General features: G+C 73.9%; 8 protein-coding genes. 5 read left to right on the forward strand and 3 right to left on the reverse strand.

What is annotated here, in order from left to right:
- Positions 1-55: 55 nt before the first annotated feature.
- From E2B92_RS07195 to E2B92_RS07210, 4 genes are all read left to right on the forward strand, one after another.
- Positions 56-3,130 carry an alpha-N-acetylglucosaminidase gene (locus E2B92_RS07195; RefSeq protein ID WP_133087430.1) on the forward strand — a complete coding sequence of 1,025 codons (3,075 nt, stop codon included), beginning with the start codon at positions 56-58 and terminating at the stop codon, positions 3,128-3,130.
- Between the two features lie 21 nt (positions 3,131-3,151).
- A complete protein-coding gene (locus E2B92_RS07200; RefSeq protein ID WP_126883119.1) occupies positions 3,152-5,083 on the forward strand; it encodes a hypothetical protein in 1,932 nt (643 codons plus the stop codon).
- A 70-nt stretch (positions 5,084-5,153) separates the two neighbouring features.
- Positions 5,154-6,038: a metal-dependent hydrolase gene (locus tag E2B92_RS07205; protein WP_126883118.1), complete on the forward strand. Its 885-nt coding sequence runs from the start codon at positions 5,154-5,156 to the stop codon at positions 6,036-6,038.
- Between the two features lie 3 nt (positions 6,039-6,041).
- Positions 6,042-7,091 carry a PDR/VanB family oxidoreductase gene (locus E2B92_RS07210; protein WP_126883117.1) on the forward strand — a complete coding sequence of 350 codons (1,050 nt, stop codon included), beginning with the start codon at positions 6,042-6,044 and terminating at the stop codon, positions 7,089-7,091.
- Between the two features lie 10 nt (positions 7,092-7,101).
- Here the strand turns inward: E2B92_RS07210 and E2B92_RS07215 are convergent, their stop codons facing one another.
- A complete protein-coding gene (locus E2B92_RS07215) occupies positions 7,102-7,395 on the reverse strand; it encodes a hypothetical protein (RefSeq protein WP_126883116.1) in 294 nt (97 codons plus the stop codon).
- Between the two features lie 72 nt (positions 7,396-7,467).
- Here E2B92_RS07215 and E2B92_RS07220 point away from each other — a divergent pair, with 72 nt between their 5' ends.
- The gene (locus E2B92_RS07220) at positions 7,468-8,190 is read left to right on the forward strand and encodes a TetR/AcrR family transcriptional regulator (protein ID WP_126883115.1); all 723 of its coding nucleotides are present in this window, start codon (positions 7,468-7,470) and stop codon (positions 8,188-8,190) included.
- On the opposite strand, the gene E2B92_RS07225 is transcribed toward E2B92_RS07220, so the two are convergent.
- Both E2B92_RS07225 and pulA read right to left on the reverse strand, forming a co-directional pair.
- Positions 8,175-8,525, reverse strand: coding sequence for a 5-carboxymethyl-2-hydroxymuconate Delta-isomerase (locus E2B92_RS07225; protein ID WP_126883114.1), 351 nt, complete (start codon positions 8,523-8,525; stop codon positions 8,175-8,177). The two genes, E2B92_RS07220 and E2B92_RS07225, sit on opposite strands and share 16 nt — an antisense overlap.
- 95 nt (positions 8,526-8,620) lie before the next feature.
- Positions 8,621-13,984 carry a pullulanase-type alpha-1,6-glucosidase gene (gene pulA / locus E2B92_RS07230; protein WP_399430737.1) on the reverse strand — a complete coding sequence of 1,788 codons (5,364 nt, stop codon included), beginning with the start codon at positions 13,982-13,984 and terminating at the stop codon, positions 8,621-8,623.
- Positions 13,985-14,029 lie beyond the last annotated feature (45 nt).

The raw sequence follows: 14,029 nt of genomic DNA on the forward strand, positions 1-14,029 counted from the left end.
TAACGTGCGACACGTGCACACCTGATGTTCCGTCAGCATCGTGGAGGAGCGCGCCGTGACCGACCTGTCGAGACGAGCCCTGCTGGGGAGTGCCGGCGCGATCGGCGTGGGCGCCACGCTCGCCGGCGCCGCCCGGCCCCCCGCCCTCGCCGAGGAGGACCGCATGGGCCCGGCCCGCGCCGCTCTGCGGAGGCTGCTGCCCGGCCACGCGGACCAGTTCGCGCTCCACCACCTCCCGGACGGGCCGGAACGGTTCCGCGTCACCGGCTCCGCCGGCCGTGTCCAGGTCGCGGCCACCGGCCCCGCCACGGCGCTCACCGGCGTCCACTGGTACCTGAAGTACGTGTGCGGCGCCCACATCTCCTGGTCCGGCAGCCAGCTCCGCCTCCCGGCCCGCCTCCCCGCCCCCCGCGCGCCCCTGGCCCGCGAGGCCACCGTCCCGCACCGGTTCGCGTTCAACGACACGCACGACGGCTACACCGCCCCGTACGCCGACTGGGCGCGCTGGGAGCGGCTGATCGACGTCCTCGCGCTGCACGGCTGCAACGAGGTGCTGGTCACCGTCGGCCAGGAGGCCGTCTACCACCGGCTCCTCCAGGACTTCGGCTACAGCGACGCCGAGGCCCGCGCGTGGCTGCCCGCGCCCTCCCACCAGCCCTGGTGGCTGCTGCAGAACATGAGCGCGTACGGCGGCCCCCTCGACCCCGCGCTGATCGCCCGCCGTGCCGGCCTGGCCCGCCGCATCGCCGACCGGCTGCGGGAGCTGGGCATGCACCCCGTCCTGCCCGGCTACTTCGGCACCGTCCCCGACGGCTTCGCCGCCCGCAACCCCGGCGCCCGCACCATCCCGCAAGGCGTGTGGGCGGGCCTGAGGCGCCCCGACTGGCTCGACCCGCGCACCGACGCCTTCGCCCGCGCGGCGGCGTCCTTCTACCGCCACCAGGGCGCCCTCTTCGGCGACGTGCGCCACTTCAAGATGGACCTCCTCCACGAGGGCGGCTCGGCCGGCGACGTGCCCGTCCCGGAGGCCGCCCGCGCGGTGCAGGCCGCCCTGCGCACGGCCCGTCCCGGCGCCACCTGGGTCGTCCTCGGCTGGCAGGGCAACCCCCGCCGGGACCTGCTGGACGCCCTCGACAGGACCGGGCTCCTCGTGGTCGACGGGCTGTCCGACCTGGAGACCGTCACCGACCGCGAGAGGGACTGGGGCGGCGCCCCCTACGCCTTCGGCACCATCCCCAACTTCGGCGGCCGGACCACCATCGGCGCCAAGACCCACCTGTGGACCGAGCGTTTCCCGGCCTGGCGCGACAAGCCCGGCTCGGCCCTCGCCGGCACGGCCTACATGCCGGAGGCCGCCGAGCGCGACCCGGCCGCCCTGGAGCTGTTCAGCGAGCTGGCCTGGCGGCGTGAGCCCGTCGACCGGGTCCGCTGGTTCGAGCGGTACGCCGACCTGCGCTACGGCGGCCGGGACGCACGCGCGCGTGAGGCGTTCGCGGTGCTGCGCGACACCGCGTACCGCATCACCAGCCGCGACGGCCGCCCCCACGACTCGGTCTTCGCCGCCCGCCCCAGCCTGGACGCCAACTCCGGCGCCCACTACGCCACGCACACCCCCGCCTTCGACTCCGCCGCCTTCGACAGGGCGTTCGCCGCGCTGCTCGGCGTACGGGAGCCACTGCGCCGCTCCGACGCCTACCGCCACGACCTCACCGACCTCGGCCGGCAGGTCCTCGCCAACCGCTCCTGGCAACTGATCGGCCAACTGAAAGCCGCGTTCACCGCCAAGGACCTCGACACCTTCCGCGCCCTGTCCCGGCTGTGGCTGCGGCTGATGCGGCTGAGCGACGACATGACGGGCTCCCACCACGCCTTCCTCCTCGGCCCCTGGCTGGCGGACGCCCGCCGCGAGGGCCTGGAACGCACCGCCCGCGTCCTCGTCACCACCTGGGCCGACCGCCCCACCGCCGACGCGGGCCGCCTCGCCAACTACGCCAACCGGGACTGGTCCGGCCTCATCGCCGACTTCCACCTCCCCCACTGGCAGGCGTACCTGGACGAACTGGAGGACGCCCTCGCGCGGGACCGCGCCCCCAAGGCGTTCGACTGGTACGCGATCGAGGAGCCCTGGACGTACGGGACGAAGCCCTACCCCCTCCGCCCGCTCCACGACCCGTACCGCACCGCGAGGCGCGTGCACGAGACCCTCGCCCGCGCCCCCTTCCAGGGCGCCGTGACCGTCACCAGCACCCCCGGGGCGCTCCGCCCTGGCACCGCCGCCGAGGTCACCGCCGCCTTCCGGAACGTCAACGGGCTGCGCGCCACCGGCCCGGTCGGCTTTACGCTCACCGGCTTCGGCGACCAGCCGCCCCTGGAGCTGCCCCCCGTCCCGGCGGCCGGCACCGGCACCGTCTCCTGGGGCGTCACCGTCCCCGCCCGCCCTCTGGCCACCCCCGTCGAACCCCTCCCCTATGAGCTGCGCGCCACCTACGGCCCCCGGGGCGAGGCGCCCGTCACCACCGTCCACCGGGGCGACCTGTACACGGCCGCCCCGCTGGACCGGGCGTGGCGCACGTACACCACCAACGGGGCCGTCTTCGGCCAGCTCCAGGACCGGTACGCCATCAACGGCGGCGGCCAGGACCTGTGGAAGGGCACCGCCGAGTTCGGCACCCTCTACCAGGAGGGGGTCCTGGCCGACGGCACCGTCCTGACCGTCCGGGTGGACGCGCAGGACGAGACGGGCGCCTGGGCGCGCGCCGGGATCGTCGTACGGAACTCCCTGGCCACGCCCGGCGCGCCGGGCTTCCTCAACCTGGCGGTGACCCCTGCCAACGGCGTGGTCCTGTCCTACGACAGCACGGGCGACGGCACCCTGGACACCTACCGGCGGATCACCGGCGTCAGGGCCCCGGTCCTGCTGCGGCTGTCCCGCGCGGCGGACGGGTTCACGGGCGCCTGTTCGGCGGACGGCGGCGCGTCGTGGCGTACGGTCGCCACGGTCCGGGTCCCGGGTGCGGCGGCGGCGCCGGACGCGGGGCTGTTCATGACCGCGATGAACGGTGGCGGCGGGGCGCGCGGGACGGTGGTGTTCAGCGGCGTGACGGGCTGGGGCCGGGCCGCCGCCAGGTGACCATCCACCCGCGCGCTCGTTCTGCTGCGTGTGAGCACCCAGGAACTCGCCACCCCTTCCCCCGTCGACGTCGAACAGGCCGAGGCGGCGCTCGTCGAGCACTACCCCCGGCTCGTCCGCATCGCCTATCTGGTGCTGCCGCCCTCCCTCGGCCGCAACCGCCGTGTGCTGACGGCGCACGCGGTCGTGCAGCGTTCGCTGCCGCGCCGCCGCACCCAGGGCGACGAGGGCGGGATGCCGGGGCAGCGGCGGCCCGACGACGCGGTCGACCCGGGGTACGCGTACGTGCGCGTCCGGGTCCTGCGCCAGGCGCTGGAGGCGGGGCTGCCGCTGAGGCGGAGGGCGTGGCCCAAGCGGTCGCAGTTGCCGCCGCTGCTGCCCCAGGTGTGGGGCCTGCGGCTGTTCCCCCGGGCGGGCGGTGCCGACGAGCTGGCCCTGGACCAGCGGCTGTCGGCACTGTCCGGGCCGGCCCGGGCGGCCCACGTGCTGCGGGGGCTGGAGCGGCAGGGCGACGCCGAGGTGCGGCGGGTGCTCGCGGCCGCCGGGGTCGCGGACCCGAAGGCGGCGCTGGCCGAGGCGGACGGGGTGGAGACGGCGCACGCGCTGCTCGAGTCGCCGGAGTTCGACCCGTGCTCGTTGCAGGCGCGCCCGACGGATCTGATGCGGCGGCGCCAGCACGGCAGGGCGGCGCTGGCGGCGCTCGCGGCCACCGTGGTGTGCGGGGCGCTGCTGGGGCTGCCGGGCGGCGGCTGGGGGCCGGACGGGGCGGCCGCCCCGTCGTACGCGCGCAATCCGGTGTCCGAGGCGGCGCTGGACCCCGCCCATCTGCGGCGCGTCGCCCCGGCCGCGTGGCAGCGGTCGGCGCGTACGGACTTCTCGGTGTGGCCGGCGCGGGGCTCCCTGGTCGACGACCGGGCCCTGCTGAGGCGGGCGCTCGCGGTGTGGGCGCGGCCGGGCGCCACGGTGCAGGCGTCGGCGACGCCGGGCACCCCGCCGGGGCCGCCGATGGGGCCGCCGCAGTTGCTGTTCGCCGGGGAGGTGGACCGGGCGCGGGTGGTGCTGTTCCACGACGGGCTGCGGGCGGTGCGGTACGCGGAGCCCACGGACGGCACGGAGGGTGCGGCGCTGGACTTCGCCCGGACGGACGGTGCGGACGCGGCGTCGGCGCTCGCGCTGGTGGTGGGGCGCAGCCACGCCAATGTGCGGTACCTGACGGCACCGTGGGTGCGGGAGGTGTCGGCGCGCGACCTGCTCCAGCCGATGGCCGGTGCGCGCCCGGTGGAGCGGGACGCGCACGGGGTGACGGGCGCGCTGCTCAGCCCGGTGGCACCGAGCCGGTGCCGGGCGTGGGACGTGCTGGAGGTGCGTGACGGCACGGCGACCCGGACGCTGTCCGACCTCGGGGAGCTGGCCCCGGCCCGGCTGACGTCGGGCCCGCCGTCGGCGCCGGCCGACCCGGCGGACGCCGGGGTGGCGGCTCGTGCGGAGTGGGCGCGGACGGCGTGCCTGCTGCCGGCGCTCCGGTCGAAGGGCGTCCGGTCGGTGAACTCCTGGCGGTTCGCCGAGCAGGAGCTGCCGGAGGGGGCCGGTACGGCCGCGTGGCTGTGCACGCGCGCGGACACCTGGCGCGGTACGGGTGGCACGGTGCTGGCGCAGTTCCAGGCGCCTCCGGCGCGGGCGGGCGCGGTGGTGGCGAAGGCGGCCGAGTCGCCGGCGTGCGGGGTGCGCGAGCCACGCGTGCTGGCGGGCGCGCTGTGGCAGGCGCCGGGCGGGCAGTGGTACATGCTGGCGGCCGGGAGCGGGCAGGTGGCGTCGCTCGCCGTGTCGGGCGGGGCGGCGGGCGGCGTGGAGGACGGCCGGCTGCTCGCGGCGAGGCTGCCGGGCAAGCCGGTCAAGCAGGTCGAACTGACCGGGCGGCTGGAGGACGGTACGGGGATCGCCTCGCTGCGGTGATCCCGGCGGGCTGAACATCGCGCCGTACGACCCCTGTTGCCAGGCGTGTACCCGTCAGTACATTGACGCCATGTCTAACAGCCAGCCGGCGGCGACGGCGTCGGAGCGGATCGGGCTCAAGGCCCGCAAGGTCTCCTTCGACTGGGAGGAGACCCCGCTCCACTGGGTGCCCGACGACCCGTTCACCGCCCACACCATCAATGTGCTGCACCTGCTCCTCCCGGCCGGGGAGCGCTGGTTCGTCCACGTCTACCGGCAGGTGCTGCCGTACATCCGGGACGACCGGCTGCGCGAGGACGTCATCGGGTTCATCGGCCAGGAGGCCGTGCACTCCCAGGCCCACGACGACGTGCTGCCGCACCTGAAGCGGCTCGGGCTCGACCCGACGCCGTACACCGCGCAGGTCGACTGGCTCTTCGAGAAGCTCCTCGGCGACCGGACGCTGCCGCCCGGCAGGGCCCGGGCATGGTGGCTGAAGGAGCGGGTCGCCCTGATCGCGGCGATCGAGCACTACACGGCGTTCCTCGGTGACTGGGTGCTGGGCGCCGAGGAGCTGGACCGGCGGGGCGCCGATCCGGTGATGCTGGACCTGCTGCGCTGGCACGGGGCGGAGGAGGTCGAGCACCGGTCGGTGGCGTTCGACCTGTTCATGCACGTCGACGGCGGTTACCGGCGGCGTGTGCGGACCTGGGCGACGGCGTTCTCGGCGCTGGTCTTCCTGTGGCAGCGCGGCACGCGGTTCTTCATGGAGAACGACCCGACGCTGCCGGCCGGAAGGGCCACGGTACGGGACTTCGTCGCCCGCGGCCGGGAGGGCGTCCTGCCGTCGACGCCGGACCTGCTGCGGTCCGTCCCCCGCTACCTCAGCCGCGCCTACCACCCGTCCCAGGAGGGCAGCACCGCCCAGGCGGTGGCCTACCTGGCCTCGTCCCCGGCCGCCAACGGAGGGCACTGACCCATGGCACGCGCGCGTACCGCCGTCCTCGCCGCCGCGGCGGCCCTGCTGGTGAAGCGGGCCGTGCGCCGCCGCATCCAGGCGGCCCCGCTGTGGCCGCTGCCCGCCCTGGAGGAGCCGGTGTCGGGGCGGGGCGGCCGGTCCTCCACGGCCCGCCGCCGCGTCTCGGTCACCGAACGGACCACGCCCGCCGAAGGGGTCGTCCGGCTGCGGCTGGAGGGCGCGGGGCTGCCGTCCTGGGAGCCGGGCGCGCACCTGGACCTGGTCCTGCCGTCGGGCCTGGTGCGCCAGTACTCGCTGTGCGGCGACCCCGCCGAGAGCGACGCGTACACCGTGGCCGCGCGGCTCGTCGAGGACGGGCGGGGCGGCTCGCGGGAGGTGCACGAGCGGCTCCACGAGGGCGCGGAGGTCGAGATCCGGGGCCCGCGCAACCGTTTCCCGCTCGTCGCGGCACCCGCGTACGTCTTCGTCGCGGGCGGCATCGGGATCACGCCCCTGCTGCCGATGCTGCGCGCCGTGCGGGCGGCGGGGGCGCCGTGGCGGCTGCTGTACTGCGGGCGCAGCCGGGCGACGATGCCGTTCCTGGACGAGCTGGAGGGGCGGGGGGACGTCACCGTGGTGGCCGAGGACGAGGCGGGGCTGCCGGACCTGGCGTTCCTCGAGGACCTGCCGGCCGGGACGGTGGTCTACTGCTGCGGCCCGGACGGCCTGATGGACGCGGTGGCCGGGCGGGTGCCGGAGGGGTGCCCCGTGCACCTGGAGCGGTTCGCGCCGGCGGCCCCGGCGCCCGGCCGCGCCTTCGAGGTGGAGCTGCACCGGTCGGGGCACACGGTCGCGGTGGCGGCCGGCGAGTCGGTGCTGGCGGCCGTGCGCGCGCGGGTGCCGTACGTCGCGTACTCGTGCGAGCAGGGCTTCTGCGGTACGTGCCAACAGCGCGTCCTGGACGGTGAGATCGACCACCGGGACGAGCTGCTGACGGACGGCGAGCGGCGGGACACGATGCTGATCTGCGTCTCCCGCTGCCGCGGCGAGCGGCTGGTGCTGGACCTGTAAGCCCCCGGGGCTACGGCAGCAGCAGCCAGTCGGCGGCGAGGGCGGCGAGCAGGCCGGTGGCGAGGAGCCAGGTGCCCAGGCGGGTGCGGCCGTTGCGGCTGAGCTCGATGACGACGCCGCACAGGATCATCGCCAGTCCGTAGACGCCGACCACGAGCACGGAGGTGCGGCTCGCCAGCCGGAGCACCAGGACGACCGCCATCGCCACCAGCAGGACGGAGGCCGCCGCGATCCGCAGGCGACGGGCCTGGCGCGGCGTGAGAGCGGTGCGTGTGGCCGGGGTTCCGGGGTCGGAGAGGCTCATGCCGGCAGCGTAGCGAACTGTGTATGGGCCACTGTTCGAAGGGCTGTCGGGGGCGGACGTTAGGCTGTTCGCATGACGACCGGGGCGCGGCGCAGGATGGGCGTCGAGGAGCGCAGGCAGCAGTTGATCGGGGTGGCGCTGGAGCTGTTCAGCCACCGCTCCCCCGACGAGGTGTCGATCGACGAGATCGCCGCCGCCGCGGGCATCTCCCGGCCGCTGGTCTACCACTACTTCCCGGGCAAGCAGAGTCTGTACGAGGCGGCACTGCGGCGTGCGGCGGACGAGTTGGCCGGGCGGTTCGTGGAGCCCCGCCAAGGCCCGCTGGGGGCGCGGCTGCTGCGGGTGATGGGGCGGTTCTTCGACTTCGTGGAGGAGCACGGTCCGGGGTTCTCGGCGCTGATGCGCGGCGGTCCGGCGGTGGGGTCGACCACGACGAACGCGATGATCGACGAGGTGCGGCAGGCCGCGTACGAGCAGATCCTGGCCCATCTCGGCGTCTCGGACCCGCCGGCCCGCCTGGAGCTGGTCGTCCGGTCGTGGGTGTCGCTCGCGGAGTCGACGGCGCTGCTGTGGCTGGACGGGCGGCGCATACCGCGCGCCGAGCTGGAGTTGCAGCTCGTGCACGACTTCGTGGCCCTGGCGGCGGTCAGCGCGGCGTACGACGAGGAGATGGCGGCGGTCCTGCTGCGCATGCTCGCCGACGAGCCGGGCGACGGGCCGTTCGGCGACCTGGTCGGCCGGCTGGGGGCCCTGCTGCCCGGGGTGCCGGCCGTGACGGCTCAGCCGGCGCGGTAGGAGGGGTCGAGGTCGCGCACCTCGGCGGAGACGTGCAGCACACGGCCCCCGGCCGGCTTCACGAATCGCGGTACGAGCCCGACGACGGCCTCCGTCAGCCGTGCCTTGGCCTCGTCGGCGCGCCCGGCCAGCAGGTCGATGCCGACGTGGACCAGGGCGTCGTCGGCCGCGCCGTCGCCGGTCACGGTGTCCTCGACCCGGCGCGTCCGGGTCTTGCAGGCGGGGAGCCGGGCGCCGACCGTCTCGACGACGAGGGGGTGCAGGGCGAGCGCGAAGCCCCGGCGGTCGAAGTCGTCGTCGAGGGAGGCGGAGTAGTCGACGGTGATCTGCGGCATGGGTATCGCTCCCAGTCGTGGACGTGTCCGGGTCACGATAGAACGGGGCGCCACGGCCCGGAACATCTGTCCGAACCGTGGCGCCCGGGGGTCCGCTACCGCTGGGTGAACACCGCCACCGTGCGGGCCGGGACCGTGAAGGTGCCGGTGGCCGCCTCGTACGAGGAGGCCTTGACCGTGCTGTCGGAGCCGTTCGCCTGGACCGGGTGCAGGGCGTAGCCCGTGCCGGACAGGCCGGCGACGGTCTGCGACTGCTTCCCGGGTGTGGCGTTGAAGACCACGACCAGGTCGCCGAGGCGCATGGTGATCACGCCCGGGGTCTCGTCCGTGCCGGAGAGCGGGAAGGACAGCGCGGACTGGACCTCGTCGGCCGTGGAGAGGCTGAACGCCTTCTCCGTCGTACGGATCTTCAGCAGCTCCTGGTACGCGGCGGTGGTGCCGGTGATCTGCGGGCAGCCGACCGTCAGGGACGGCGACGACAGCAGCGGCTTGCCGAAGGACCACTTGTCCTTGTTGTCGGCCGCCGGCGGCAGGCCCCGGCCGAAGCCGTTGCCGGCCCGGCAGTCCCAGTTGAGGACGTTGAACCAGTCGCCACTGTCGTACGAGTTGCGGTCCAGCGACTTGGAGCGCAGCAGGTCGCTGCCCGCCTGGGAGAGCGCCGGGCCCTGGGAGAGCGCGGCGGTCGCCATGGCGAGGACCTGCATCCTGGCCCGGTCGCCGGGGGACGTGGCCGCCGGGAGCTTGAAGGCGAGCGCGTCGTACAGGGTCTCGTTGTCGTGGGCGTCCGCGTAGGCGAGGGCGTCGCCGGGGGCGGCGGCGTAGCCGGCGGGGGCGCCGTTGTAGTCGACCTGGGAGCCCTTGACCTTCTTCCCCGAGGTGTCGGTGAAGGTGTAGTTGGCGAGGTTGCCGGACAGGCCGACCTTGATCAGGTCCTGATAGTGCAGGAGGCGGGCCTTCTGCTCGGCCGGCGTGCCGTTCGCCTTCGAGGTGTTGGGGTCGGTGAACAGGCCGGAGGCGAAGCCCTGGACGCCGGGGTCGGCGTCGAAGGGGCCGCCGCCGCGGACGGCGTCGCGCGCCCGGTCGGAGAAGGTCGCGATGCCGGTGCCGGCCATGTTCTGCTGGGTGGCCTGGACGAACCGGGCGTCGTTGGCGATCTCGCCGAAGTTCCAGCCCTCCCCGTACAGGATGATCTTCTTGCCGTCGACCCCGTCCTTCTCGACGGTGAGCGCGTCGAGGGCCTTCCTGACCGCGAGCATGTTGGCCTTGGGGTGGTGGCCCATCAGGTCGAAGCGGAAGCCGTCGACCTTGTACTCCTTGGCCCAGGTGACGACCGAGTCGACGACGAGCTTGCCCATCATCGTGTTCTCGGGCGCGGTGTTGGCGCAGCAGGTGGAGGTGGCGACGGTGCCGTCGGCCATCAGCCGCTGGTAGTAGCCGGGCACGATCCTGTCGAGGACCGACTTGTCGGCCTGGCCGCTGGCCACGGTGTGGTTGTAGACCACGTCCATGACCGTGCGCAGCCCGGCCTTGTTCAGGCCCTGCACCATCTGCCGGAACTCGACCGTGCGGCGGGTGCCGTCCGGGTCGGAGGCGTAGGAGCCCTCGGGGACGGTGTAGTGCAGCGGGTCGTAGCCCCAGTTGAACGCGTCCTTGGCGGCGGCCCTGGACACGCACGCCTGCTGCTCGTCGGAGTCGGGGGCGTACGCCTTCAGGTCGCAGTCGGGGGTGGCCTGGCCGGACTTCTTCTCGGGGATGGTGCCGATGTCGAAGACGGGCAGCAGGTGGACGTACGAGGTGCCGCTGCCGGCCAGCTTCCTCAGGTGCTTCATGCCGTCCGACGTGGTGTCGGTGAAGGCGAGGTAGCCGCCGGGGTGCTTCGAGGTGCGGTCGGCGACGGAGAAGTCCCGGACGTGCAGTTCCTGGATCTGGGCGTCCCGCAGCGGGGTGGCGGCGGGCTTCCTCAGCGTGCTCCAGCCCGCCGGGGCGAGCTTCGGGTCGGTGAGGTCGGTGACCAGGCTGTGGACGGAGTCGGCGGTCAGGGCGGTGGAGTAGGGGTCGGTGACCTTGTTGGTGACGACCTTCTGGACGGTGGGCGCCCAGACCTTCACCTCGTAGCGGTACGGCTTGTTCTTCCAGCTCCTGTTGCCGGTGACGGACCAGACGCCGGTGGCCGCGTCGCGCTTCATCGCCACACGCCGGCCGTCGAGTTCGAGGGCGACGTTCTGGGCGGTGGGTGCCCAGACGGAGAGGGTGGGCGTGCCCTTGCGGAAGACCGGGCCGAGCGCCCTGGCCTGCGCCTTGGTGCCGTACAGGTCGTCGAGGACGCCCGGGATCTGGACGCCGGTCGCGGCGAGCAGGGCGCCGCTGGGGGCGCGGTGGGTGGCGATGAGCTGGCCGCGCAGGGCGTCACGGACCCGGTCGCGGTCGCGCGGGTCGAGGGTGAAGGCCGGGTATGCCTCGAGGTGCGGGTACTTCGCCTTCTGGGCGTCGGTGAGGGCTGCGGGGTTCAGGCGCAGCCAGCGGCCCTCGTCGGACAGGGCGCCGCCGGGGGCGGTGATGCCGCCGTCGCGCGCGTACACGAGCTGGGTGCTGGTGCCCGGGGCGGGCTTGACCTTCCAGACGACGGTGTCGGCGTCGATCCACTGGGCCTCGGCCTTGGTGAGGTCGAGGGCGGGTGCGGCGCCCGTGGTGGGCAGCAGGTAGCCGGTGTCGCCGGTGAGGAGCCAGACCTCCTTGCCGTACGTGCCGAAGTCGAGGGACCGGTCGGCGGGGATGTCCTTCTCGTCGCCCTTGTGGACGATGTAGCTCAGGGAGGTGGCCCCGGGCGCGAGCGGGACCTCGAAGGTGAGGCCGAAGGCGTCCTTCTTCACCGGCTGGAGCGGCTTGGACCAGTCGGTGGGGGTGGCGGCGCCGGTCCAGGTGTGCAGGCCCCAGCCGTCGTAGTTCCCGTCGGGGCGGTGGTAGTGGATGACGGCCTTGCCCGGGTCCTGCGGCGGGTAGGCGCCGTCGGGGGCCTTGTTCTGCTGGCCGTCCGCACCCTGCTTGATCCAGACCTCGCCGGTGGCGGAGAGGTCCAGCGTGCGCTGCGGGCCGTCGGCGGTGCCGTTCTTCTCGACGGTGTACGGGACCGACGCCGTGCCGTCCTCCAGCTTGACCCAGGCGAAGGCGCCGTACGCGTCACGGCCGGTGAACGCGGCGGTGGTGGCGCCCGTCCGGAGCTGCCAGCCGTCGTAGTCGCCGTCGGGGCGCTGGTAGTGGACGACGGCGTAGTCGCGGTCGACGGCGCTGGGCTTGCCGGGCTCGGGCGCCTGACCGGCGGTCGTGGTGGCGAGGGCGCTCGCGGTGCGGCCGGTGCTGTCGACGACGACGGCCTTGTACCGCAGGGGCGTCCCCGCGGGGGCGGTGACGGTGTGCGTCACCTTGTAGGGGGCGTGGTCGGCGGAGCCGAGCGTCTGCCACCTGCCGTTGCCGGTCTGGGCGGCGAAGACGACGCGGTTCAGCCCGCCGCCGTCGACGTCCGCGGTGATCTCGACGGTGCCGGTGGCTCCGGCGGCCGGGGCCCTGAGCGCGATGGTGGGCGCGGTCGCCGGGGCGGGGACGGGCTTCGCCGCCTTGAGGACCACGGCGGAGAGGGCGGGGACGGTCACCTTCAGCGTGTCGCCGCTGCTGGTGACGGTGCCCGTGCCGCCGTACAGGTGGGTGAAGGCCGTGTCCGGGGAGTCGGTGGCGAGCTCCACGGTCTTCGGGGCGGTGGCGTTGTTGACGGCGACGACGTACTCGGTGCGCGCCTTGGTCTCCGTGCCGGAGAAGCGGGACAAGGCGTAGACGCCCTGGCCGGTGTCGGCGTGGCGCTCGGTCTGGACGCCGTCGCGGAGGGCCGGGTGGGCCTTGGTCAGCCGCGACAGGGCGGCGATGGAGCGGTAGAGGGGGTGGCCGGTGTCGTACGCGTCGGTGGCGTGCGTGCGGTCGGTGCCGAGCTGGTCGTCGTCGAGGTAGTCGGCGGTCTTCGAGGCGAACAGCGTCTGGCGGGCGTCCTTGTCGCCCCCGGCGCCGGTGAAGCCCTGCTCGTCGCCGTAGTAGACGACCGGGTTGCCGCGGGTGAGGAACATCAGCTCGTTGGCGAGCCGGTAGCGCTTGAGGAGTTCCTCGTCGCCGGCCTGGGCGTTGTCCTGCTTCAGGAAGGTGCCGAAGCGGCCCATGTCGTGGTTGCCGAGGAAGGGCACCGACTCGTAGGCGTTGGCCTTGTCGGTGGTGTAGCGGTAGTCCTGGGCGAACAGCTCGGAGAGCTTGCCGGCCGGGCCGCCCTGGGAGGCGTACCGGCGGGCGGCGTCCTGGAAGGGGAAGTCCAGGGTGGCGTCGAGCCGGCCCCGGGTGACGTAGGGGGCGGTGACGGCGGGGTCGGCGGAGTACACCTCGCCGAACATGAAGAAGTCGTCCCGGCCGTGCTTGGCGGCGTACGCGTCGAGTGCGGTCGCCCACTGCGTCCAGAACTCGGTGTTGACGTGCTTGACCGTGTCGATGCGGAAGCCGTCGATGTCGAAGTCGCGCACCCAGCGCTGGTAGATCTTCTCCATGCCCTCGACGACCTCGGGGCGCTCGGTCCACAGGTCGTCCAGGCCCACGAAGTCCCCGTGGGCCGAGGACTCACCGGCGAAGGTCGAGTCGCCCCGGTTGTGGTACATCGTGGGGTCGTTGAGCCAGGCGGGGACCTTGAGGTTCTTCTTGGCGTCGGGGACGACCGGGGTGCGCGGGAAGGAGTCGCGGTCGGTCTTCGGGAACGCCTTGGTGCCGTCGGCGTAGTCGGCGTCGTCGAACGGAACGCCGTCCTTCGTGAGGTACGGGAAGGCGCCCTTGGAGAGGTAGGAGTACGACTTCTCCTTGTAGTCGACGACGTCGGCGGTGTGGTTGGTGATGACGTCGAAGAAGACCTTCATGCCCTTGGCGTGGGCCTTGTCGATGAGCCTCTCCAGGTCGGCGTTGGTGCCGAAGTGGGGGTCGACCTGGGTGAAGTCGGTGATCCAGTAGCCGTGGTAGCCGGCCGACGCGTCCTTGCCCTCGCCCTGGACGGGCTGGTTCTTGAAGATCGGCGCCATCCAGATGGCGGTGGTCCCGAGGCCCTTGATGTAGTCGAGCCTCTCGGTCAGCCCCTTGAGGTCGCCGCCCTGGTAGAAGCCCTTGTCGGTGGGGTCGTAGCCGGTGGCCGAGCGGGACCCGGTCAGTCCGCCGCGGTCGTTGCCGGGGTCGCCGTTGGCGAACCGGTCCGGCAGCACGAAGTAGAACTGCTCGCGGGTGAGGTCGTGGCGGGCGGGTGCGGCCGCGAGGGCCTTGTCGGAGGGCGGGGCGGGGGGTGACGCGGCGGTCGCCGGCAGGGCCGGGACCAGTGCCGCGACGGTCGCCGCCGCGAGGGCGGCCGCGGTTCTGCGCGGCACGCGCGTGTGCGGCAGGGATCGGGGGCGTATCAAGGCCGGATCTCCTCGAAGAGGGTGCGTACGACGGGGTGCGTG

This window comes from Streptomyces sp. WAC05374 (assembly GCF_004353505.1).
In the GTDB taxonomy this organism is placed as follows: domain Bacteria; phylum Actinomycetota; class Actinomycetes; order Streptomycetales; family Streptomycetaceae; genus Streptomyces.

What these genes read in the sequence shown, in the direction of transcription:
- E2B92_RS07205 (WP_126883118.1), top strand. Translation starts at nt 5,154, where the DNA reads ATGTCTAACAGCCAGCCGGCGGCGACGGCGTCGGAGCGGATCGGGCTC.
- E2B92_RS07210 (WP_126883117.1), top strand. Translation starts at nt 6,042, where the DNA reads ATGGCACGCGCGCGTACCGCCGTCCTCGCCGCCGCGGCGGCCCTGCTG.
- E2B92_RS07215 (WP_126883116.1), bottom strand. Translation starts at nt 7,395, where the DNA reads ATGAGCCTCTCCGACCCCGGAACCCCGGCCACACGCACCGCTCTCACG.
- E2B92_RS07220 (WP_126883115.1), top strand. Translation starts at nt 7,468, where the DNA reads ATGACGACCGGGGCGCGGCGCAGGATGGGCGTCGAGGAGCGCAGGCAG.
- E2B92_RS07225 (WP_126883114.1), bottom strand. Translation starts at nt 8,525, where the DNA reads ATGCCGCAGATCACCGTCGACTACTCCGCCTCCCTCGACGACGACTTC.